Here is a 21,062-nt window from a genome sequence, read left to right on the forward strand (position 1 = left end):
GGCGCCGCACCGGGGGTCCCGTTGTGCCCACCCTCCCCCAAGCTCTCGGCTTCGCTCGAGCAGGGGGGACCCCCATCGCCCTGCGGGACGATTGCCCACAACGGGTGGGGACGCGGCGCACCGGCCGCTACTGGTGTCCGGAGGGGAGCGCGTACGCGTCGGCTATCAGGGCGTAGCTCCGCAGCCGCGCCTCCGCGCCGTGCGTGTTGGCCGTGAGCATCAGCTCGTCCGCGCCCGTGCGCTTCTGGAGCGCGTCCAGGCCGTCCCGTACCGCGTCCGGGGTGCCGTGCACGATGCTGGCCAGCCAGCCGTCCACGAAGTCCCGTTCGGCCGCGCTGAACGGGTACGCCTCCGCCTCCTCCGGGGTGGGGATCAGCCCGGGCCGCCCGGTGCGCAGCCGGAGCATCGACAGCGCGCCCGTCAGCACCTGGCGCCGCGCCTCGTGCTCGTCGTCGGCGGCCAGCGCGGCGACGCCGATCAGCGCGTAGGGGGCGTCCAGCACGGCGGAGGGCCGGAAGGACTCCCGGTACAGCTCCAGCGCGGGCAAGGTGTTGCGCGCCGAGAAGTGGTGGGCGAACGCGAAGGGCAGGCCCATCATGCCGGCCAGCCGGGCGCTGAAGCCGGACGAGCCGAGCAGCCAGACCGGGGGGCGCCCGGCGGGGCCCTGGACGGGCCCGGGGACGGCGTGGATCCGGGCGTACGGGTGCCCGTCGGGGAAGTCGTCGTCGAGGAAGCGCACCAGCTCCGCGAGCTGCTCGGGGAACTCGTCGGCGCCCTCGCTCAGCCGGTCGGTGCGGCGCAGCGCGGCGGCGGTGGCGCCGTCGGTGCCGGGCGCCCGGCCGAGGCCGAGGTCGATCCGGCCCGGCGCCATGGCCTCCAGGGTGCCGAACTGCTCGGCGATCACCAGCGGGGCGTGGTTGGGCAGCATGACGCCGCCCGAGCCGAGCCGGATGCGGGAGGTGTGGGCGGCGAGGTGGGCGAGGATCACGGCCGGGGAGGAGGACGCGACACCGGGCATGGAGTGGTGCTCGGCGACCCAGTGGCGGTGGAAGCCGCGCCGCTCGGCCAGCCGGGCGAGGGCGACGCTGGTCGCCAGGGCGCCGGAGGCGGTGCCGCCCGCGCCGACGGTGACCAGGTCCAGTACGGACAGGGGTACGGGCGCCGTGCCGCTCGCCGTGCCTCGAATCGCGTCGTCGCTCACTGGTAAGTCCTCCTGCGGGGAAAGGGTCGTACGGCACCCACTAACAGGAGGGGCTCTCCGGTTATTCCCCGGGCAGCTCCTTCCGCGCGAACAGCGCGCCCAGGTCGTCCGACCAGGCGCCCCGCCGTTCCGCCAGGCGCAGGCCCTCCCAGACGGTGACCTGGTTCGCCGTGAGCACCGGCTTGCCCACCGCCGCCTCCAGCTGCGGCAGGCAGCCCACCGTGTGGAGGGCGGTGTCCGGTACGAGGACGGCCTGGGCGCCCGGGTCGTCGGCCGCCCGCACCAGCTCCAGCACCCGCTCCGGCCCCCAGGCGGCCACCTCGGCCACCGAGCCGGCCTCGCCCGCCCGCGACGAGGCGACCTCGATCCCGGCGGCCTCCAGGAAGCGGACGAACTGCTCGGTCACGTCCTTCGGGTACGGGGCCGCCACCGCGACGCGCCCGGCGCCGACCTCCCGTACCGCGTGGACGAAGCCGAACGAGGTGCTCGACGCGGGGAGGCCGGCCGCCAGCGCCAGGGACCGGATCTGCTCGTGGGCGCCCTCCCAGCCGTACCCGAAGGAGCCGCTGGTGGACGCCCACACCACGGACTCGGCGCCGGAGAGCCGCAGCTCCTCGACCCCGGCGGCGAGCCGCCCGGCCGCCGTGGTCTCCGCCCACGTCCCGGCCGCGGCGACCCCGTCGGGCACGACGGCCCGGCGGGCGTCCTCACCGGCGTCCGTGTGGACGATCGGGAGGTTCACACCGGACAGGAGCGCCTCGATCCGGGGGTAGTCGTCCTCGGCGGAGTGCCCGGGGTAGAGCAGTCCGACAGTCGTCATGTCACGCCCTCCAGAGAGGTCCGGGGGCCGTCGGGCCCCGTGCGAAGGAGCGCGGCCCGGCCGGCCCGGGAGAGTCCACCCCGTGACGGCTGCCCCGCCCCACCCCGGATAGTCCTCCTTGCGTCACGCCCCACCCGCCCGGCGGTCTCCGATGTCAGGACACCGTCCGGTATGGGGACACGGTCCGGTATCGGTCCGGCCGGTTCGGCCAACTCGCAGGTATGGCCCCACCGTCGCCGGGTAGCGGCGCGCCCATGGCTCGAACAGCTCGAACAGCTCGAACAAGTCACCCGGACCCAACAGACCGGGACCGGACGGAACAGCACCCGCTCAGACCCCCGGCCGTACGGCGGCGCGCCCTGCTGCTCGGCTCGGCGGCGGCCGCCGCGGTCACGGTGGGCGCCACCGCGACGGCCGGCTGCTCACGGGTGGCGTCCGGCAACGCGCTGGACCGGCTCAGATCCCAGGGCACCGTCCGGCTCGGCATCGCGGGCGAGGTGCCCTACGGATACGTCGACGAGCAGGGCGAGTTCACCGGTGAGGCGCCCGAACTGGCCCGGCTGGTCTTCCAGCGGCTCGGCGTGGGGCGGATCCAGCCGGTGGCCACCGACTTCGCCTCGCTCATACCGGGCCTCAACTCCCAGCAGTTCGACGTGGTGTCGGCCGGGATGTACATCACCAAGGAGCGGTGCGAGCAGGTCATCTTCTCCGACCCCGAGTACCAGATGCTCGACTCCTTCGTCGTCCGCAAGGGCAACCCCAAGAACCTCCGGTCGTACGAGGACGTCGTGCGCGCCCGGGCCACGTTCGCCACCGGCACCGGCTATGCGCAGATCGACCACGCCGTGGCGGCCGGGTACCCCGAGAAGAGCATCGTCATTCTCCAGGACCAGGTGGCGGGGCTGAACGCCGTCGAGTCCGGCCGGGTGGACGTCTTCGCGGGGACCGCGCTGACGACCCGCCAGGTGGCGCGGAAGAGCGCCCGGGCCGAGTCCACCGCTCCGTTCGCGGCGGTGGTCGACGGCCGGCGGACGATCGACGGCGGCGGCTTCGCCTTCCGCCCCACCGACACCGAGCTGCGCGACGCCTTCAACGCCGAGATCCACAAGATGAAGAAGAGCGGCGAACTGTTCCGCGTCCTGCGCCCCTTCGGCTTCACGCGCGCGGAGATGACCACCCTCACCGCCGAGGAGCTGTGCCGATGACCGCCGGACTCTGGCAGAACTGGGTGCTGCCCGGCATCGGGATCACCCTCCAGCTCCTGGTGTACAGCGCGGCGCTGGCCGCCGCGGTCGCCTTCGCCGTCGGACTGGCCCGCACCCACCGCTCGCTGTTCGTCCGGTTCCTGGCCGGGGCGTACACGGAGATCTTCCGGGGCACCTCGGCGCTGATCCTGATGTTCTGGCTGTTCTTCGTGGTGCCCCCGCTGCTGGGCTGGCAGCTGGTGCCGATGTGGGCGGCGGTGCTCGCGCTCGGTCTGTCGTACGGGGCGTACGGCGCCGAGATCGTGCGCGGCGCGCTCAACGCCGTACCGCAGGCGCAGCGGGAGGCGGGCATCGCGCTCAGCCTCACGCCCTGGCAGCGGATGCGGCTGGTGCTGCTGCCGCAGGCGGTGCCCGAGATGATCCCGAGCTTCTGCAACCTGCTGGTCGAGCTGCTCAAGGGCACCGCGCTGGTGTCGCTGCTCGGCGTCGGGGACGTGTCCTTCGCCGCGTATCTGGTGCGCCTGGCCACCCAGGAGAGTGCGCAGATCTACTCCATCATCCTGGTGATCTACTTCGTGATCGCGTTCGTCATCACCCGCTCCATGAAGGCCCTCGAACGGAAGACCAAGGCCAATCTGGGGGTGACGCTGCGATGACCTGGGACTGGTCCGCGGTGGCGGACTTCATGCCGCGTTTCTGGGACGGGCTGCTGGTCACCCTCCAGGTGCTGGTGCTCGGCTCGCTGATCTCCTTCTCGCTGGGGCTGGTGTGGGCGGCCGGGTTCCGGGCGCCGAGCCGGCTGGTGCGGTGGCCGGTCCATGTGGTGACCGAGTTCATCCGCACCACCCCGCTACTGGTGCAGCTGTTCTTCCTGTTCTTCGTGCTGCCCGAGTGGGGCGTGCAGTTCTCGGCGCTCACCACCGGCACGCTCGCCATCGGGCTGCACTACTCGACCTACACCGCCCAGGTGTACCGGGCCGGCATCGACGCCGTACCGGCCGGGCAGTGGGAGGCGGCCACCGCGCTGAGCCTGCCCGCGCACCGGACCTGGTTCGCGGTGATCCTGCCGCAGGCGCTGCGCCGGATCGCGCCGGCGCTGGGCAACTATGTGATCGCGATGCTCAAGGACACCCCGCTGCTGGCCGGGATCAGCGTCCTGGAGCTGCTCCAGCAGTCGCGGCTGGAGAGCGCGTCCACCTTCCAGTACACCGAGCCGCTGACGGTCGTCGGTGTCGCCTTCGTCCTCGTCGCCTACCCGGCTTCCCTCGTCGTACGGTCCCTGGAGCGCCGCCTTGTCAAGTGAACGTGAACTGATCCGATTCGAGAACGTGACCAAGCGCTTCGGCGAGAACACGGTCCTCGACGACCTGTGCTTCTCCGTGGAGGAGGGCCGGCACGTCACCCTGATCGGCCCCTCCGGCTCCGGCAAGACCACGATCCTGCGGATGCTGATGACGCTGGAGCGCCCGGACTCCGGGACCATCCGGGTGGGCGACAGCCGGCTGTTCCCGGCGGACGAGAAGCAGCGGCGCGAGACGCGCAAGAAGATCGGCATGGTCTTCCAGCAGTTCAACCTGTTCCCCAACATGTCCGTGCTGCGCAACATCACCGAGGCGCCGGTACGGGTCCTGGGGCTGGACAAGGACGAGGCCGAGCAGCGCGCCCGGGAGCTGCTCGACCTGGTGGGGCTGGCCGACAAGTGCGGGGCCAGACCGGCGCAGCTGTCCGGCGGGCAGCAGCAGCGGGTGGCGATCGCCCGGGCGCTGGCGATGCGCCCGCGGGTGCTGCTGCTGGACGAGGTGACGTCGGCGCTGGACCCGGAGCTGGTGGCCGGGGTGCTGGACCTGCTGCGGGACATCGCCCGGAGCAAGGACATCACGATGCTGTGCGTCACCCACGAGATGAGCTTCGCGCGGGACATCTCCGACGAGGTGTTCATGTTCGACGGCGGCAAGGTGCTGGAGTCCGGCCCGCCGGAGAAGATCTTCTCGGACCCGGACCACGCCCGCACCCGGGACTTCCTCGGCGCGGTGCTCTGACCACCCCTTCCACCACCCTTTCCACCACCCCTTCCTGGCCGAAAGTGTGCCCTTGGCATATGACCAGGTGCCCCGCCCCAGCGTATGCGCGTGGGGTGGGGCAGTTTCTTGTCAACAGGAGCCCACGAAACGGCTTTTGGCCGCTATCGTGTTACGGAAGCTTGCGGTCACAACCTGGTAGGGGGAAACCGTGGCGCTGAAGCCCGAGCCGACCGCGCCGTTCCACTCGGTGCAGTACGCCCTGCGCGTTCTCGAAACGATCTCCCGGCACGGCGGCGGGGTGACCGACGTCCAGATCGCTCGTGAGACGGGGCTCCCGGCCGGACACCTCACCCCTCTGCTGCTGATGCTGCGCCGCGAGGGGTATGTCGAGCAGGTCAGCGACGGCGCCTATGTCGTGGGCGACTCCCTGGTCCTGCTGGGCTCGGGCTCCACCCGCCGCGAGGCCCTGGAGAGCAAGCTCCAGGAGACCCTGACCGAGCTGCGGGACTCGGTGGGCGCCGCCGTCTACATCAGCCGGTACATCGACGGCGAGGTCAAGATCACGCAGATGGCCGACGGACCGGGCGCCCCCAAGGTCAACGAGTGGGTCGATTTCCGGTCGGCGGCGCACGCCAGCGCGGTCGGCAAGTGTCTGCTCACCCAGCTCGACCAGAACGGCCGCCGGGACCACCTCTCCCGCCACAAGATCGCCCGGCTGACGTCGAGGACGATCACCAGCGAGAAGGTGCTGTTCTCCAAGCTGGACAGCCAGCCGCCGACGGTCCCGGTGCTCGACCTCCAGGAGTACGCCGTGGGCACGGTCTGCGCGGCCGTACCGCTGACGGCCGGGTCGGCGGTGGGCTGCCTCGCCCTGTCGCTGCCGATCGAGCACGCGCACCGGCTGCGCTCGGCCGCGGACGTGCTGAACCGCAGAGCCGCGCCCGTGGTGCTCTCCCTCGCGCTCTGACACCCGGCCCGCCCGCTCCCAGGTGGCCCGGCTCTAAACCTCCGGCCCGCCCTCTGTGACGCAGCTCACCGCGGGGTGGTCGGGAGCACCCCGGGGACCGGGTAGTATTAACTCTGTCAGCAGGCGCCGCTAGCTCAGTTGGTTAGAGCAGCTGACTCTTAATCAGCGGGTCCGGGGTTCGAGTCCCTGGCGGCGCACAGACGAGAGAAAGCCCCTCGCGGAAGCGGGGGGCTTTCTCGTTCCCCGGCGCGGACAGACCCCGGACGGCAGGGCCCGCCGGGTGTGCGTACGGGGATCCACGGGACCTGGGGTGGGCGCCTGGCTCACGGCGCCCACCGGGCCCCGGCGGGAGTACGCATGGCGGGACGGGCCCCGCCCCGGGTGCTCACCCGCGTGGCGGGCTTTCCGGCCCCGGCCTCACACCGGCCTCAGACCGGACCGGCCTCAGAACTGGACGTCGGAGCAGGCGTAGAAGGCGTTCGCCGTGTCCGCGACCGTCCAGACGGCCAGGATCAGGTGCTTGCCGGTCTTGCCGCTCGGGATGGTGCCCTGGTGGGAGAGCGTGGCCGGCGGCTGCTGCGCGTTGTAGGGGACGGTCAGGAACGGCTGGGGGTCCAGTGCCGCCCGGGTGAGCGGCGCGGAGCTGTTCCACCCGTTCTTGGTGATGTAGTACTTGAAGTCGCTGGTGCGGTGGCGGGCGGTGAACTGCCAGCGGAAGGTGTAGCTCTGACCGCCGGTCACCCGGGTGGCCGGCCAGTTGCCGCCCCGGGGGTCGTCGAGCTGGGCGAACTGGCCGTTGCCGCCGGCGCAGATTTTGCCGTCGGCGGGTCCGCCGCCCGGGAAGCCCTTGGGGCCCTCGACGGACTGCGGCTCCCACTGGATGTTGCCGCAGTTGCTCACGGCGCCGTTGGCGCAGAGTTTCTGACGGCTGATGGGTGAGTCGGTGTAGCCGTGGCTGCTGGCGCTGCTGGTGGCCAGGAGGGAGGCCCCGGCAACGCCGAGGGCGACCACGGCCGCGCCTATCTTGTGTCGCATGCTGTCGCTCCAGACAGAACGTGGGGGTGTTCGACGATCCGTGCTGCACGCGTGCGGGGATGTACGGAGACGCCGGTGTGCGGCGGCGCCGGTTCAGGTCTAGACCAAGTTCCAATGTATGGACAGGAGTTGAACATGTCCATACCAATCACGGACCTTCGACCGGACCACTCCTGCCCGTGTAGAAGGCCACCGTCAGGTCCTTGACCAGCGCCTTGCGGTCGTAGTCGTCCAGCTCGACCAGACCACGCGTGGTCAGCCGGTGGACCATGTCGTCCACCGCGTCCACGACCGAGGTGAGCACCGTGTCCCGGTGCTTGGCGTCGATCGCCGCGACCCGGCGCCGCTGCATGGCCGCCGCGATCTCCGGCGCGTACTCGATCCGGGTCGGCTGCGCCGAGAAGACGTCGACGCCGACCGGGGCGCACTCCGCCGACAGCATCCGGGTGAGCGCCTCCCCCACCACCTCGGCGTCCCGCAGCGTCGGCGCGTCCTCGTGGAAGGCGTCGGCGGGCAGCTGCGACAGCACCCGCGCCATCGCCGACTCCACCTGCTCGCGCAGGTACCGCTCGTGGTCCGCGACCCCCAGCGCCGCCAGCACCGTGTCCCGGATGCGCCACACCACCAGCACGACCACGCGCAGCGCGGTGCCGTTCGCGTCCACGGCGGGCAGCGGCTCGCTGCGCCAGTGCCGCAGCCGGACGTCCACCCGCCGGCGCAGCAGCAGGGGGCTCACCCACATCAGCCCCGTACGCCGCACACTCCCCCGGTAGTCACCGAACAGGGTGAGCACCCAGGCGTGGCCGACCTTCCCCCGGCACAGCCCGCCGAAGGTGAAGAGCACCGCCAGCACGCCCAGCGCCAGCAGCGCCCAGATCCCGAGCCCGATGCCGTGGTACGGGCGGGCCGGCAGCCCGAGCATGGCGCCCACCGGGGCGGGCACCGCCCCCGCCCACCACAGCAGCGCCGCGCATCCGGCGACCGCGACCGCGCCGGCCGCCACTCCGGCCCAGCCGGGCAGCACCGGCCCGGGCCGCTCGGTGAGCCCGGGGTCGGCGGGCGGCACGGGCCGCCGCGCGGGCGCCGGGACCCTCGCCGTACCGGACGCACCCACAGCGCCCACCGCGCCCACAGCACCCACCGCGCCGACTCCGCCGATCGCGCCCAGCGCGCCGACCGTGCCGGTCACTCCTCTCCCGCCCCCGGGGCCGCCCGTCTTCGGCGCGCCCACCGTGCCGGTACCGGCGCCCCCGGTCCGTACCACCGTGGTGGTCACCGTGGTCCCGGGGCCGGTGAGCGGCGCCGTCACCCGGGCCGCCACGGCGGTGACCGGCCCGGTGGCCGCCGCCGGTTCCGCCTCGTCGTCGTCCCGGAACAGCAGGTGCACCGGGATCTGCCCGGTGGTCTCGTTGCCGATGAGCGGCACCCGCCGGGTCACCGGGCCCCCGTTCACCGGGCCTCCGCTCCCCGGACCCCCGCTCCCCGGGCCCGCCCCCGCCGGGCCCGCGCCCGCCCCCGCCGGGCCCGCGCCTGCCGCGCTCCCGCTCGCCGTCCCGCCGCCGTCCGGCGTCGCCGTGGTCAACCCTGCCTCCTGGTGGTCGTCATCGGAAAAGCCGGCGCCAGGTGTCCGGGCCGGGGTAGCCGTTGGCGGCGGCGCCGCGCCAGCCCTGCGCACGCTGGAACGCCTCAACGTTGCGCCGGTCCGCCTCGGTCCAGCGCGGCCCGGGGCCCGAGCGGTAGTGGGCGCCGAAGCCGCGCTTCACCAGCTGCCGGCCGAGCCGCTCGACATGCGCGTTGACCGCGCCGGGCCGGAAGTGCCCGGCTCCGGGGAAGGGCGGCGCCGCGACGGTGCCGGGCGCGCCGCTGCCCGGGGCGGCCGGGACGTCCCGGCCCTGGCCGGTCACCAGCAGCCGCCAGGTGTGCGGCCCGGGCAGCCCGTCCGCCTCCCGCCCGGTCCAGCCCTGCGCCCGCTGGAACGCCTGGGTCGCCCTGCGGTCGGCGTCCGTCCAGCGCGGACCGGGCCCCGAGCGGTAGAAGCGCCCGGCGCCCCGCTCGGTGAGCATCCGGCCGAGCCGGGTGACGTGCGCGTTGTTCGCGCCCGGGCCGAAGGAGCCCGCCCCGGGGTACGCGGCGGAGGTGCCCGGCCCGCCGGGGGCGCCGGGGGTGCCGGTGCCGCCGGTCAGGCCCTTGTAGCGGTAGGCGACATAGCGGCTGGAGTTGTTCCAGTACGCCATCGGGGTGGCCTGCCTGCGGGCGTGCGGCTTGGCCTGCTCGTACGCCGTGTAGGAGGTGTGGGTGTAGTCGGTCCAGCCGCCGAAGAGGGTGACGTGCGAGCCCCGGTTGGGGTCGGCCGGGTTGTGGAAGAGCAGGATGTCGCCGGGCTGGAGGTCGGAGCGGTCCAGCCGGGTGCCGAACCGGTCGAGGGAGCCCGTCCACTCGTTCCCGGCGAGGTTCCAGGCCATCGAGACGAAGCCGGAGCAGTCCTGGCGGTAGCCGTCCGTCCAGTACTTCTCCATGGAGTACGGGACCTTCGCGGCGACCCAGCGCTTGGCGCGGTTGATGATCTCGGCGCGGGTGGCCGGGCGCAGCGCCGGCTCGGCGGCCTGCCCGCTGGGGCCGGCGTGCGGGCGGCCGTGCAGCGGGCCGGTGCCGCCCTGGGGGGTGTCGTCGCCGTCGGCGGCCCGCGCCTGGGGGCCGGACGGCCCGGCCGGGCCCGCCGGGTGGGCCAGGGCGGTCGCGCCGCCCGCCCCGGGGCCGGCGGTGAGGGCGACCCCGGCGGCGCCGAGCAGGACCAGGGCGCGGCGGGGGCCGTGGGCGGCGGGGTGGCCGCCGAGGCGGACGGCCGGGCGGAGGGCGGTCTCGCGGCGCTGCCGGGAGCAGCCGGTGCAGGGACAGTCGGCGGGGGGCTCGTACTCCTCGAATACCGGTACGGCGGCCATGCGGTTTCCCCTCCAGGTCATCCGGGTGCTGCGGTACGGGCGCCAGTGTCTCAACTGTCCAGACATAACGCATTTTGACGGTTGAAAGGGAAAAAACGCCCCGCCGACAGGCCGGGGCGGGCCGCCGGATGGACCGCGCGGGGGCGCCGCCCGGCCCTCGCGGGGGCGCCGCCCGATCCGCGAGCGGGGCCGAGGCGGTCCGGAGCACCCCCGGGCATCGGGTAAAGTTGTGCAGGTCAGCAGGCGCCGCTAGCTCAGTTGGTTAGAGCAGCTGACTCTTAATCAGCGGGTCCGGGGTTCGAGTCCCTGGCGGCGCACGCGAGACGGAGGCCCTCTCACCACGGTGAGGGGGCCTCCGTCGTACGGCCCCGGCAGCACCCGTGGCCCCAGGAGCACCCGCGCACCGCCTCCGTACACCGCGTACACCCCGGGGGGCGCGCACGCCCCGGGAACTCCGTAATTCGCCCGTGCGAGCGGGAGAAGCGGCCGCAGACCCTATCCTGGTGCCGGTGTCCCGCAAGCGGACACGAGGTTCCCGCCGTTGGCGGCAGTGTCGGGGGATGCTCCGGTCGCGGGAACCGTCGGGCGGGGGCCCGGTTCACGCGCGGATGTCGTGACAGGCATCATGCAACCGGAAGGCCGTCTTTCCTGTCTCAGGGAGGGTGGCCCGCCATTCGTGCGCCGGGAGCCGGCGGCCCAGGGGGACCGCGCGCCCGGCACCGAACAGAACACGACCAATCACGCAGCCAGCTTGCGTGCGGGGGGAAGACTCATGACGTCGACGCCGACCGGCGGCCGGCCGGACCACGACCCGTCGCGGACCACCCAGCTCCGGGTTCCCCCGCAGCTCCGGAGCGGCGGGGCCCGGCGGCGCGCCGCCGAGAAGCCGCTGCCGCGCTACGACTACGAGCACTACAGCAGGCTCGCCGGGCCGCTCACCCAGCCGGACCCGAACAAGCCGTACCGGGTGCAGTACCGCTCGCTGCTGTCGCAGGAGCCGCACCGCATCCGGGTCGCGCTGATGCTCGCCGCCGCGCCGCTGCTCTCGCTGGTCCTGCTGGCGTGGCTGCTCCAGCCCCAGCACTGGACCGAGCGCGACTACCCCGCCTTCGACTGGCTGCCCGCCCTCGACGTCGTGATGCTCGTCTCGATCGGCCTGATCGAGTTCTTCCGCTGCATGAACGTGCTGTCGAACGCGCACGCGACGCTGGTCGCCCGCGACCCGGTCCCGGTGGTGCCCGAGTCCGGCACCCGTGTCGCCTTCCTCACCTCCTTCGTCCCGGGCAAGGAGCCCCTGGAGATGGTGACGAAGACGCTGGAGGCCGCGGTGAAGATCCGGCACCGGGGCCTGATGCACGTCTGGCTGCTCGACGAGGGCGACGACCCCGACGTCAAGGCGGTCTGCGAGCGCCTGGGCGTACACCACTTCTCCCGCAAGGGCATCGCGAAGTGGAACATGCCGACCGGTGCGCACCGCGCCAAGACCAAGCACGGCAACTACAACGCCTGGCTGGACGCGCACGGCGACAACTACGACTTCTTCGCCTCCGTCGACACCGATCACGTGCCGCTCCCCAACTACCTGGAGCGGATGCTCGGCTTCTTCCGCGACCCGGACGTCGGCTTCGTCATCGGCCCGCAGGTCTACGGCAACTACGACAACTTCGTCACCAAGGCCGCCGAGTCCCAGCAGTTCCTGTTCCACGCGCTCATCCAGCGCGCCGGCAACCGCTACGGCGCGCCGATGTTCGTCGGCACCTCCAACGCCGTGCGCATCACGGCGCTGAAGCAGATCGGCGGTCTGTACGACTCGATCACCGAGGACATGGCGACCGGCTTCGAGATCCACCGCCACAAGAACCCGGCGACGGGCAACAAGTGGCGCTCGGTCTACACCCCGGACGTCCTCGCGGTCGGCGAGGGCCCCAGTGCCTGGACGGACTTCTTCACCCAGCAGATGCGCTGGTCGCGCGGTACGTACGAGACGATCCTCAAGCAGTACTGGAAGGGCTGGTACTCGCTGCCGCCGAGCAAGCTCTTCAACTACACCATGATGATCATCTTCTACCCGATGTCCGCCCTGAACTGGATCCTCGCGGCGCTGAGCTGCGCGCTGTTCCTGGGCCTGGGCGCCTCGGGTGTGAACATCGACCCGACGGTCTGGCTGATGCTGTACGGCAACGCCTCCGCGCTCCAGATCGGGCTGTACGTCTGGAACCGCCGCCACAACGTCTCCCCGCACGAGCCGGAGGGCTCGGGCGGTGTGGCCGGCATGGTGATGTCCGCGCTGTCCGCGCCCCTCTACGCGAAGGCCCTGTTCGACTCCGCCCTGCGGCGCAAGAGCAAGTTCGTGGTCACCCCCAAGGGCGACTCGGCGAGCCCCGACCGGTGGTTCGGCACCTTCCGCTACCACTGGTACTTCATCGGGATCTTCGGCGCGTCCATCGTGGCCGGCTTCGTCTTCGGCCACTCCCACCCGGCGATGATCATCTGGGCGTCGTTCGCGACGCTGATCACCGCCACGCCGATCTTCGTCTGGCGGCACATGCTGCGCCAGGAGAAGAAGCGCCCCGCCGCGCCGCAGCCGCCCACCGCACCGCCCGCCGCGCCGCCGGCCGAGTCCGCCGCGGCGGCCGGGCCGAGCTGGGCCGAGCAGAACGACACCATGCAGATCGCCCTTGGGGGACGTAACAAATGAGCAGCCTGCCCGTCCGGCCGAACCACCGGAGGAACCGCGCCCGTCGCATACTGATCGGCACGGCGGTGGTCGCGGTGGTCGCCGGGTTCAACGGGCCGGCCCTGTACCGGTACGGCTCGGAGAAGTACCACGACTACACGATCAACAAGCCGGAGTACAAAGCCGCCAACGGCCACTGGGACTTCCTCGACGTCCCCTCCGAGTTCAAGATCAACACCATCCACGCGGCCCTGCTGCACACCGGCAAGGTGCTGCTGGTCGCCGGGTCCGGCAACAACCAGAAGAACTTCGACGCGAACAAGTTCGAGTCGGTCCTGTGGGACCCGAAGACCAACGGGTTCAAGAAGATCCCCACCCCCAAGGACATGTTCTGCGCCGGGCACACCCAGCTGCCCGACGGGAAGCTCCTGATAGCCGGCGGCACCAAGCGGTACGAGAAGCTCCAGGGCGACGTCACCAAGGCCGGCGGCCTGATGATCGTCCACAACGAGGACCCGGACAAGCCGATCACCCTGCCCGCCGGGACGAAGTTCACCGGCAAGGCCAACGGCAAGACGTTCGTCTCCAAGGACCCGATCCTGGTGGAGAAGGCCGAGAAGGTCTTCGACGAGGAGACCGGCCGCTTCCTGCGCACCCAGCCCGGCCTGGGCCGGATCTATGTGGAGGCCGAGGAGTCGGGCAAGGAGTTCGAGACCGGCACCGAGGACAACTACAAGGTCGAGGGCCTCAAGGGCACCGACGCGCGCAATGTCTACGGCATGGCGCAGAAGCTCGCCCTCGACAAGAAGGACTTCCAGGGCATCAAGGACGCCTTCGAGTTCGACCCGGTCGCCGAGAAGTACATCAAGGTCGACCCGATGAACGAGGCCCGCTGGTACCCGACGCTGACCACGCTCAAGGACGGCAAGGTCCTCGCCCTCTCCGGCCTGGACGAGATCGGCCAGATCGTCCCCGGCAAGGACGAGATCTACGACCCGAAGAAGAAGACCTGGGAGTACACCGGGATCGAGCGCCGCTTCCCGACGTACCCGGCGATCTTCCTGATGGACAACGGCAAGCTGTTCTACTCCGGCTCCAACGCCGGGTACGGGCCCGCCGACGTCGGCCGTGAACCGGGCGTCTGGGACCTGGAGAAGAACACCTTCGACAAGATCCCCGGCCTCAGCGACGCGGACAAGATGGAGACGTCCGCCACGGTCATGCTGCCGCCCGCGCAGGACCAGCGGTTCATGGTCATCGGCGGTGGCGGGGTCGGCGAGTCGGAGAAGTCCAGCGAGAAGTCCCGGCTGGTCGACCTGAAGGACCCGAACCCCCGCTTCAAGGACGGCGCGTCGCTCGACAAGGGCACCCGCTACCCGAGCGCCTCGCTGATGCCCGACGACACCGTGCTCGTCACCGGCGGCTCGGAGGACTACCGGGGCCGCAGCGACTCCAACGTCTTGGAGGCGCGCACGTACGACCCGAAGAGCGGGACGTACACGCGCGTCGCCGACCCGCAGGTCGGGCGCAACTACCACTCCGGTTCGGTGCTGCTGCCCGACGGCCGGGTGATGATCTTCGGTTCGGACTCGCTCTTCGCGGACGCGGCGAACACCAAGCCCGGCGTCTTCGAGCAGCGCATCGAGATCTACACCCCGCCCTACCTCTTCCGGGACGCCAAGCCCAAGGTCACCGGCGGTCCGGCCAAGATCCAGCGCGGGAAGAGCGGGGTGTTCACCACCCCGGACGCCGCGAAGATCAAGACGGCCAAGCTGATGCGGCCCAGCGCCGTCACCCACGTCACCGACGTCGACCAGCGCTCGATCGCCCTGGAGATGAAGAAGACGGCCGGCGGCATCGAGGTCACCGTGCCGAAGAACCGCGCCCTGGTCCCGTCCGGCTGGTACATGCTCTTCGTCACCGACGACAAGGGCACCCCGTCCGAGGCGGTCTGGGTCGAGGTGCCGTAACCGCTCCCGTACGCGAGAAGGGGCGCCCCCCCGGCCGGGGGGGCGCCCCTTCTCGTCGTCGCGGCCCTACTTGGTGTTGCGGGCCAGGTCCAGGGCGTACTCCGGGAACCAGTCGCCCGCCTTGGGGCCGCCCTTGCAGTCGCCGTCCGACTCGCCCGGGCGCTTGATCCACAGGTACGCGTCGACCAGCGGGTCGCCCGTCTCGGTGGTGGGCGTCTCGCCGAGGGCGCGGCCCGGCGGGTTGCACCAGTTCTCGGCGGGGTCGCCACCGGTGTACGGGCCGTTGCCGTTACGGCTGGTGTCGATGACGAACGGCTTCCCGCCGACCTTCGCCGAGACCTTCTTGCCGTACTCCGTGCTGGCCGCGGTCGTCTGGAAGTTGGCCACGTTCACCGCGAAGCCGTCGGCCTTCTCGACGCCCGCCCACTTCAGCGGCTCGAAGATCGAGTCCGGCTTGCCCCAGCCCGCGTTGCCCGCGTCCAGGTACACCTTGGTGTTCGGCAGTTCCTTCAGCCGGGTGACGGCGCCCTTGAGCAGGTCGTACCGCTCCTCGTGGTACTGCTCCTCGGTGCAGCCGTCCACCATGTGCATCACCGCGTCGGGCTCCACGATCACCGTGGCCCGCCGGTCGCCGATGCCCTTGGCCACCTTGTCCAGCCACGCCCGGTACGCGCCGCCGTCGGCGGCGCCGCCCGCGGAGTGCTGCCCGCAGTCGCGGTGCGGGATGTTGTAGAGGACCAGCACCGCGTCCCGGTCGGCCTTCGCCGCCGCCTCGGTGAAGCCGCGGGCGTCCTCCTCGGGCTGCTCGGTGCCGACCCACTCGCCCACCGGCTGCGAGGCGATCTTCTTGATCAGCTCGGCGTCCTGCTGCTTGCCGTCCCGCAGGTAACTGGCCACCTGCTGGGCGGCCTTGCTGCCGGGGTTGACCCAGAACGGGTCGGTCGCCTTCGGCTGCTGGCCCATGCTCGGCGCGGCCGCCGGCTCCTTGCCGCCGCCCGCGTCGGGTGAGGTGCAGCCCGCCAGCAGCAGCGCCGCCGCGCCCACCGCCCCCAGCGCGGCCGCCCTCGCACGGGCACGCCCGGTGCAACTGCCGTACATCCACTCCCCCTCGGGTGCACTTCTGCGCGGGGCCACCCCCCAGGCGCCCCCTCCCGGACAACCCGGTCCAATCCATCCTGACACACGGGTCCGAAGAGCCACGAGGGCGGCCGCCCGCCTCACGCGGGGTCCCCGGGCAGGGCGTCCGTGAGGTACGCGGAGACCACCACGTTCGCCGAGTAGGTGCCGGTCGCGCGGTCGAAGGTGCCGCCGCAGGTGATCAGCCGCAGCTCGGCGCGGCCGGCCTCGCGCGGCCCGTACGCCTTCCCGGGGTCGAACTCGTCCCGGGCGAAGACCCGCACGTCGTCGATGGTGAACCGGGCGACCGAGCCGTCGGCGCGGCGCACCTCGATCCGCTCGCCGGGGCGGGCCGAGCTGAGGCCGTAGAAGACCGCGGGGTCGGTCTCGGTGTCGACGTGCCCCACGAGGAGCGCGGCGCCCTCGGTGCCCGGCTCGGCCCCGTCGCGGAACCAGCCGACGGTGTCCGCCTCCTCGTACGGAGGCGGGTCGACCGCCCCGTCCTCGTCGAGGCCCCGGGGGACGACCGGCGCGGTGATCCCCAGCGACGGCACCTCCAGCCGCTCGGGGGCGGCGGGCTCCATCGGCGGGCGGGCCGGGGGCAGCGGGACGCCCAGCGGGCGGCCCACGGCGGCGACGTCACCGGTGGTGGGGGCGGACAGGCCGCCGGGGCCGGACGTGATGTCCTTGCCCCACAGCCACAGGCCCAGCAGCAACAGGGCCCAGGCGACTCCGGTGAGCAGCCGGCCGTGTCCGGGGGCGCGCCGTGCGCGCGGTGCGGAGGCCACGGTCAGTCCGCGCGGGTGCGCCGGCGGCGGCGGGTGCTGCGCAGGGCGACGGCGACGGCGGCCACCCCCGCGAGGACCAGCCCGACCACGGTGTGCGAGGTGCTGGGCCCGTGCTCCTCGTCACCGCCGCGGGGCGCGTCGGCCGCCAGCGCGGCGGCGCCCCCGCCTCCGGCCCGGACCGGGGCGACGGGGCTCGGCGCGGTGCGGCGCTCCACGAGGAGGCTGCCGGCGTCCGGGTGGTCGCGGCCGTCGCAGTGGACGGTGAGCGGGAAGTCGCCCGGCTCCAGGTGGGACCGGACGGTGGTGTCGCCGTACAGCGGCCCGTCCTTGCCCTCGCGGCCGGAGAGCTCGGCGGCGGCGACGAAGGCCGGGGAGCGGACCGTGGCGCGGGTGCCGGCGCAGCCGTGGACCTCGATGTCCACGTCGTCGCCGGGCCCCGCGGTGGCCGGGACGGTCCGGGCGGTGACCTTCGGCCGGTGCTTCCCGCCCTCCCCCTGCTCCTCGCCGTCACCGGCGTACGCCGTCCCGGCGGTGAGGGCCAGGACCGTGACCGCCCCTGCGGCACGGAGAGCAAACACAGCTGAACGCATCGTGAACCTCCTGCTTCGAAGATTCACCCCGTTCGCCGGTTTCCGCATCCGCTGGCCGGGCGGTTCGCGCCCTGTCACCCGGCTGACCTGGCCTTTCGGCCCGGGGCCGGTTCAGACGCGATCGACCAGATCGGCGATCGAGTCGACGACGGTGGAGGGCCGGAAGGGGTAGCGGTCCACATCGGCGGGGGTGGTGAGGCCGGTGAGGACGAGGAAGGTCTCCATACCGGCTTCGAGGCCGGCCAGCACGTCGGTGTCCATCCGGTCGCCGATCATGGCGCTGGTCTCGGAGTGGGCGCCGATGGCGTTGAGGCCGGTGCGCATCATCAGCGGGTTGGGCTTGCCCGCGAAGTAGGGGTCCTTGCCGGTGGCCTTGGTGATCAGCGCGGCGACCGAGCCGGTGGCGGGCAGCGGGCCCTCGGTGGAGGGGCCGGTCTCGTCGGGGTTGGTGCAGATGAACCGGGCGCCGCCGTTGATCAGCCGGATCGCCTTGGTGAGGGACTCGAAGCTGTAGGTGCGGGTCTCGCCCAGGACGACGTAGTCCGGGTCGTGGTCGGTGAGGATGTAGCCGATGTCGTGCAGGGCGGTGGTCAGGCCCGCCTCGCCGATGACGTACGCGGTGCCGCCGGGCCGCTGGTCGTCGAGGAACTGGGCGGTGGCGAGCGCGGAGGTCCAGATGTTCTCCACGGGCACGTCCAGGCCCATCCGCGCCAGCCGGGCGTGCAGGTCGCGGGCGGTGTAGATGGAGTTGTTGGTGAGGACCAGGAAGGGCCGCTCGGTGTCCCGCAGCTTCTTGATGAAGGCGTCGGCGCCGGGGATGGGGACGCCCTCGTGGATGAGGACACCGTCCATGTCGGTGAGCCAGGATTCGATCGGCTTGCGCTCTGCCATGGGCGGGACTCCTGCCGTACTGGTACGTGCGTGGGTGCTGGGGCGCCGCGACGGCACTGTGGCGACGCCCCCAGCGTAGTCAGCCGGTGGTGATCCTGACGTCGTCGATCGTCCAGTACCAGTTGTTGGACCCGGTGTAGCGGAAGCGGAAGCCGACGCTGGAGGCGCCGGGGGGCACGGTGACGGTCAGGGCCTGGGGCTGCGAGACGACGTCGGAGGTGTAGCTCTTGACGACGGTGGGCGCCCCGCCGTTGAAGGAGGCGAGCACCTGCGCGGTCTGGGAGCCCTCCTGCCGGTACAGGGTGGTGAAGCCGAGCGTGACCCGGGACGCGCCGGTCACGTCGTACGCGGGGGTCACCAGGGTCGAGTCGTACGTACCGGAGAAGGATGTGTCGGCCCACTCGTCGGAGTCGGCGACCGCGAAGACGCCGCGCGCCCGGACGTTCAGCTCGCGGTGCTGGCCCGGCTGGGTGCGGGACCAGAACTCGTCGGTGGCGAACGCCCAGCCGCGCCATTCGGTCACGCCGCCGGTGCCCATGGCGTTGTTGATGACGGACCAGCCGGCGGGCGGGGTGTGGGTGAAGCCGAGGAGCCCGGCGGGGATGCCGGTCTCGTCGACGCGCTGCGCCAGCTTGGACTGGAGGGTGTCGAACGGGTCGGTGGAGCGCTGCTGGATGGGCCGGCCGTCCAGGCCCCACGCCGGGTCGGGGGTGATGCCGAGCTGGTGGAAGACGGTGGCGGCGACGTCCACGAGGCGGGTGTCGAGGGGGCGGGCGCCGGCCGCGATGCCGGGCCCGGTGGCGAGGACGAAGGTGCGCCGCTCCTCGATGGAGGTGCCGCCGTGGCCGCCCGCGTCGACGTGGCCGTGGTCGGTGGCGACGATCACGGTCCAGCGCTCTCCGGCGTACGTGGGGCGGGCCTTGATCGCGGCGAGGAGCCGGCCGAGCTGGGCGTCCTGGACGGCGATGGCGTCGAGGTACTTCTGGCCGGTGCCGCCCGCGTGGGCGACGACGTCGGTGTTGCCGAGGTACACGAACAGCACGTCGGGGTTCTGGTGGCGCAGGATCGCCTCGGTCTCGGCGGTGATGGTGGCGTCGTGGGCGACGTATCCGTCGCGGTCGCCGTCGAGGACGAGCTTGGCGTCGGCGCCGGGGGTGACGGTGCCCTGGGTGTCCAGCGGCTTCCAGTCGACGGCGGCGTACGTGGAGAGCGCGGGCCGCACCTGGGCGAGGCGGGCCAGGAAGCCGGGGTAGGTGCCGTAGTTCTTGCCGGCGAAGGTGTTGTCCTTGACGCCGTGCTTGTCGGGCCAGACGCCGGTGGAGATGGTGGACCAGCCGGGGCCGGAGGAGGTGGCGGCCATGGGGCCGGTGTAGAGCAGGGACCGCCCGTAGGTGCCGTTCGCCATCATGGACTTGAGGTGCGGGGCGGCGGCCGCGTCGATCCGGTCGTGGCGCAGGCCGTCCATGCCGACGACGAGCACCTTGTCCTTGCTGGTGCCCGGGGGGAGCGTGGGCGCGGCGGCGTGGGCGGACGGGGCCGCGGCGAGGGCGGTGGTCGCCGCGGTCGCGGCACCGGCGGCGAGGACGGTGCGGCGGGATATGCCGGTGAGCGGCATGGGGTTCCTCCGTCTGGGGCGTCTGAGGCGTCTGGGGGCGTCCGGGGACATCGGGTGTCCGGGGGGTGGACGGCATGCCAACGCCCCCGGTTTTCCGGGGGCGTTGGTCCGTACCCGTTATCGTTCCGCCACCCGTGGGCCGCCGCCAGGTACGGGTGGTGAACTTTCAGCTGCCCGTGGCGGACTTCCACGCGTCGATGTACGACGACAGGTTCTTGTCGATGTCCTTCCAGTCGGGCTCGAAGACGTCGACGCCCTCCATCAGCCGGGCGAGGGCCACGGCGTTGGCGTCGGTGGGCTTGATGTCGGCGCGGGCGGGGAAGCCGCCGCCGACGGCGCTGACCTGGCGCTGGGCCTGCTCGCTCAGCATGAAGTCCAGCAGCTTTTTGCCGTTGGCGGTGTGCGGGGCGTCCTTGACGAGCCCGGCGGCGTACGGCAGGGCGAAGGTGGTGGGCCTGCCGCCCTCGCGGGCCGGGAACCAGATGCCGAGGTTCGGCATGGACTTGGCCTGGGCGAAGTTCATCTGGACGTCGCCGTTGGCGACGAGGATCTCGCCCTTGTCGACCTTGGGGGCGAGCTTGGAGGTGGAGGAGGACGGGCCGACGTTGTTGGCCTGGAGCTTCTTCAGGTACTCCATGGCGGCGTCCTTGCCGCCGAAGTCGTGGATGGCCTTGATGACCACGGCGGTGCCGTCGCCGGCGACGCCGGGGGTGGAGTACTGGAGCTTGTCGCGGAACTTCGGGTCGAGCAGCTCCTCCCAGGTGGTGGGGGCCTTGGGCAGCTTCTCGGTGTTGTGGATGAAGCCGAAGTAGTTGTTGACGACCGAGGTCCAGCTGCCGTCGGCGGCCTTGTCGGCGCCGTCCACCCGGTCGGAGCCCTGCGGCTCGTAGGGCTGGAGGAGGCCCTTGGAACCGGCCTGCTGGATGAAGGGCGGGAGGGTGACCAGGACGTCGGCCTGGGTGTTGCGCTTCTCGCGGACGGCGCGCTGCACCATCTCGCCCGAGCCGCCCTCGACGTACTCGACCCGGATGCCGGTCTGCTTCTCGAAGTCCTCGAAGACCTTGTCGTACCAGCCGTCGCCCTTCTCGCCCTTGAGGCCGTCGGCGCTGTAGACGGTGACGACCTTCTCGTCGGAGGCGGCGGAGGTGCCTCCGCAGGCGGTGAGTCCGGTGGCGAGCAGGAGGGCGCCGGCGAGGGCGGCGACCGGCTTGGCGTACGTGAGCATGA

Annotated in this window: 17 protein-coding genes, 2 tRNA genes and 1 pseudogene; 9 read left to right on the forward strand and 11 right to left on the reverse strand. The window is 72.1% G+C overall.

Annotated elements, in window-relative coordinates; genetic code table 11:
* Positions 1 to 127: 127 nt before the first annotated feature.
* Together ACF08D_RS10560 and ACF08D_RS10565 are read right to left on the reverse strand one after the other, a co-directional pair.
* A complete protein-coding gene (locus ACF08D_RS10560; RefSeq protein ID WP_392222166.1) occupies positions 128 to 1,201 on the reverse strand; it encodes an LLM class flavin-dependent oxidoreductase in 1,074 nt (357 codons plus the stop codon).
* A gap of 61 nt (positions 1,202 to 1,262) precedes the next feature.
* Positions 1,263 to 2,021, reverse strand: coding sequence for a decarboxylase (locus tag ACF08D_RS10565; protein WP_392222167.1), 759 nt, complete (start codon positions 2,019 to 2,021; stop codon positions 1,263 to 1,265).
* A 254-nt stretch (positions 2,022 to 2,275) separates the two neighbouring features.
* Between ACF08D_RS10565 and ehuB the strand changes: the two genes are divergently transcribed.
* The 6 genes from ehuB (at position 2,276) to ACF08D_RS10595 (ending at position 6,411) form a co-directional block, all read left to right on the forward strand.
* Positions 2,276 to 3,226, forward strand: coding sequence for an ectoine/hydroxyectoine ABC transporter substrate-binding protein EhuB (ehuB, locus tag ACF08D_RS10570; protein WP_392222168.1), 951 nt, complete (start codon positions 2,276 to 2,278; stop codon positions 3,224 to 3,226).
* Positions 3,223 to 3,882, forward strand: coding sequence for an ectoine/hydroxyectoine ABC transporter permease subunit EhuC (gene ehuC, locus ACF08D_RS10575; RefSeq protein WP_392222169.1), 660 nt, complete (start codon positions 3,223 to 3,225; stop codon positions 3,880 to 3,882). Before ehuB ends, ehuC begins: the two co-directional genes overlap by 4 nt.
* On the forward strand, positions 3,879 to 4,529 hold the full coding sequence (ehuD, locus tag ACF08D_RS10580; RefSeq protein ID WP_392222170.1) for an ectoine/hydroxyectoine ABC transporter permease subunit EhuD: 651 nt from the start codon (positions 3,879 to 3,881) through the stop codon (positions 4,527 to 4,529). Before ehuC ends, ehuD begins: the two co-directional genes overlap by 4 nt.
* Positions 4,519 to 5,265, forward strand: a complete 747-nt coding sequence (locus ACF08D_RS10585; RefSeq protein ID WP_392222171.1) for an amino acid ABC transporter ATP-binding protein — start codon at positions 4,519 to 4,521, stop codon at positions 5,263 to 5,265. Before ehuD ends, ACF08D_RS10585 begins: the two co-directional genes overlap by 11 nt.
* Before the next feature lie 190 nt (positions 5,266 to 5,455).
* On the forward strand, positions 5,456 to 6,214 hold the full coding sequence (locus ACF08D_RS10590) for an IclR family transcriptional regulator (protein ID WP_392222172.1): 759 nt from the start codon (positions 5,456 to 5,458) through the stop codon (positions 6,212 to 6,214).
* A 123-nt stretch (positions 6,215 to 6,337) separates the two neighbouring features.
* Positions 6,338 to 6,411: transfer RNA gene (locus tag ACF08D_RS10595), tRNA-Lys, on the forward strand.
* A 247-nt stretch (positions 6,412 to 6,658) separates the two neighbouring features.
* On the opposite strand, the gene ACF08D_RS10600 is transcribed toward ACF08D_RS10595, so the two are convergent.
* From ACF08D_RS10600 to ACF08D_RS10610, 3 genes and pseudogenes are all read right to left on the reverse strand, one after another.
* The gene (locus ACF08D_RS10600) at positions 6,659 to 7,249 is read right to left on the reverse strand and encodes a lytic polysaccharide monooxygenase (RefSeq protein WP_392222173.1); all 591 of its coding nucleotides are present in this window, start codon (positions 7,247 to 7,249) and stop codon (positions 6,659 to 6,661) included.
* Between the two features lie 148 nt (positions 7,250 to 7,397).
* Positions 7,398 to 8,756 (reverse strand): annotated as a pseudogene (locus tag ACF08D_RS10605) (SPFH domain-containing protein); the annotation flags it as partial.
* Between the two features lie 94 nt (positions 8,757 to 8,850).
* Entirely contained in the window at positions 8,851 to 10,188 is a 1,338-nt protein-coding gene (locus ACF08D_RS10610; RefSeq protein WP_392222174.1) for a peptidoglycan-binding protein, read from the reverse strand.
* A 243-nt stretch (positions 10,189 to 10,431) separates the two neighbouring features.
* On the opposite strand from ACF08D_RS10610, the gene ACF08D_RS10615 reads away from it, so the two are divergent.
* The 3 genes from ACF08D_RS10615 (at position 10,432) to ACF08D_RS10625 (ending at position 14,835) form a co-directional block, all read left to right on the forward strand.
* Positions 10,432 to 10,505 (forward strand) — tRNA-Lys (locus ACF08D_RS10615).
* A gap of 455 nt (positions 10,506 to 10,960) precedes the next feature.
* Positions 10,961 to 12,886, forward strand: a complete 1,926-nt coding sequence (locus ACF08D_RS10620) for a glycosyltransferase family 2 protein (RefSeq protein WP_392222175.1) — start codon at positions 10,961 to 10,963, stop codon at positions 12,884 to 12,886.
* Positions 12,883 to 14,835: a galactose oxidase-like domain-containing protein gene (locus ACF08D_RS10625; RefSeq protein ID WP_392222176.1), complete on the forward strand. Its 1,953-nt coding sequence runs from the start codon at positions 12,883 to 12,885 to the stop codon at positions 14,833 to 14,835. Before ACF08D_RS10620 ends, ACF08D_RS10625 begins: the two co-directional genes overlap by 4 nt.
* Positions 14,836 to 14,901: 66 nt before the next feature.
* Here ACF08D_RS10625 and ACF08D_RS10630 read toward each other — a convergent pair whose 3' ends face one another.
* From ACF08D_RS10630 to ACF08D_RS10655, 6 genes are all read right to left on the reverse strand, one after another.
* On the reverse strand, positions 14,902 to 15,933 hold the full coding sequence (locus ACF08D_RS10630) for a glycoside hydrolase family 6 protein (protein WP_392222177.1): 1,032 nt from the start codon (positions 15,931 to 15,933) through the stop codon (positions 14,902 to 14,904).
* A gap of 119 nt (positions 15,934 to 16,052) precedes the next feature.
* Positions 16,053 to 16,745: a class F sortase gene (locus ACF08D_RS10635; protein ID WP_392222360.1), complete on the reverse strand. Its 693-nt coding sequence runs from the start codon at positions 16,743 to 16,745 to the stop codon at positions 16,053 to 16,055.
* Positions 16,742 to 17,329, reverse strand: a complete 588-nt coding sequence (locus ACF08D_RS10640) for a hypothetical protein (RefSeq protein WP_392222178.1) — start codon at positions 17,327 to 17,329, stop codon at positions 16,742 to 16,744. Before ACF08D_RS10640 ends, ACF08D_RS10635 begins: the two co-directional genes overlap by 4 nt.
* A gap of 111 nt (positions 17,330 to 17,440) precedes the next feature.
* Positions 17,441 to 18,220: an HAD-IIA family hydrolase gene (locus tag ACF08D_RS10645; protein ID WP_392222179.1), complete on the reverse strand. Its 780-nt coding sequence runs from the start codon at positions 18,218 to 18,220 to the stop codon at positions 17,441 to 17,443.
* A gap of 79 nt (positions 18,221 to 18,299) precedes the next feature.
* On the reverse strand, positions 18,300 to 19,835 hold the full coding sequence (locus ACF08D_RS10650) for an alkaline phosphatase family protein (protein WP_392222180.1): 1,536 nt from the start codon (positions 19,833 to 19,835) through the stop codon (positions 18,300 to 18,302).
* 166 nt (positions 19,836 to 20,001) lie between these two features.
* Positions 20,002 to 21,060 carry a 2-aminoethylphosphonate ABC transporter substrate-binding protein gene (locus ACF08D_RS10655; protein ID WP_392222181.1) on the reverse strand — a complete coding sequence of 353 codons (1,059 nt, stop codon included), beginning with the start codon at positions 21,058 to 21,060 and terminating at the stop codon, positions 20,002 to 20,004.
* Positions 21,061 to 21,062: the final 2 nt, after the last annotated feature.

Source organism: Streptomyces sp. NPDC015131 (genome assembly GCF_043079975.1).
Classification (GTDB): domain Bacteria; phylum Actinomycetota; class Actinomycetes; order Streptomycetales; family Streptomycetaceae; genus Streptomyces.

What these genes read in the sequence shown, in the direction of transcription:
- ACF08D_RS10640 (WP_392222178.1), bottom strand. Translation starts at nt 17,329, where the DNA reads ATGCGTTCAGCTGTGTTTGCTCTCCGTGCCGCAGGGGCGGTCACGGTC.
- ACF08D_RS10565 (WP_392222167.1), bottom strand. Translation starts at nt 2,021, where the DNA reads ATGACGACTGTCGGACTGCTCTACCCCGGGCACTCCGCCGAGGACGAC.
- ACF08D_RS10625 (WP_392222176.1), top strand. Translation starts at nt 12,883, where the DNA reads ATGAGCAGCCTGCCCGTCCGGCCGAACCACCGGAGGAACCGCGCCCGT.
- ACF08D_RS10630 (WP_392222177.1), bottom strand. Translation starts at nt 15,933, where the DNA reads ATGTACGGCAGTTGCACCGGGCGTGCCCGTGCGAGGGCGGCCGCGCTG.
- ACF08D_RS10650 (WP_392222180.1), bottom strand. Translation starts at nt 19,835, where the DNA reads ATGCCGCTCACCGGCATATCCCGCCGCACCGTCCTCGCCGCCGGTGCC.
- ACF08D_RS10655 (WP_392222181.1), bottom strand. Translation starts at nt 21,060, where the DNA reads ATGCTCACGTACGCCAAGCCGGTCGCCGCCCTCGCCGGCGCCCTCCTG.
- ACF08D_RS10600 (WP_392222173.1), bottom strand. Translation starts at nt 7,249, where the DNA reads ATGCGACACAAGATAGGCGCGGCCGTGGTCGCCCTCGGCGTTGCCGGG.
- ACF08D_RS10645 (WP_392222179.1), bottom strand. Translation starts at nt 18,220, where the DNA reads ATGGCAGAGCGCAAGCCGATCGAATCCTGGCTCACCGACATGGACGGT.
- ehuB (WP_392222168.1), top strand. Translation starts at nt 2,276, where the DNA reads ATGGCTCGAACAGCTCGAACAGCTCGAACAAGTCACCCGGACCCAACA.
- ehuC (WP_392222169.1), top strand. Translation starts at nt 3,223, where the DNA reads ATGACCGCCGGACTCTGGCAGAACTGGGTGCTGCCCGGCATCGGGATC.
- ACF08D_RS10610 (WP_392222174.1), bottom strand. Translation starts at nt 10,188, where the DNA reads ATGGCCGCCGTACCGGTATTCGAGGAGTACGAGCCCCCCGCCGACTGT.
- ehuD (WP_392222170.1), top strand. Translation starts at nt 3,879, where the DNA reads ATGACCTGGGACTGGTCCGCGGTGGCGGACTTCATGCCGCGTTTCTGG.
- ACF08D_RS10620 (WP_392222175.1), top strand. Translation starts at nt 10,961, where the DNA reads ATGACGTCGACGCCGACCGGCGGCCGGCCGGACCACGACCCGTCGCGG.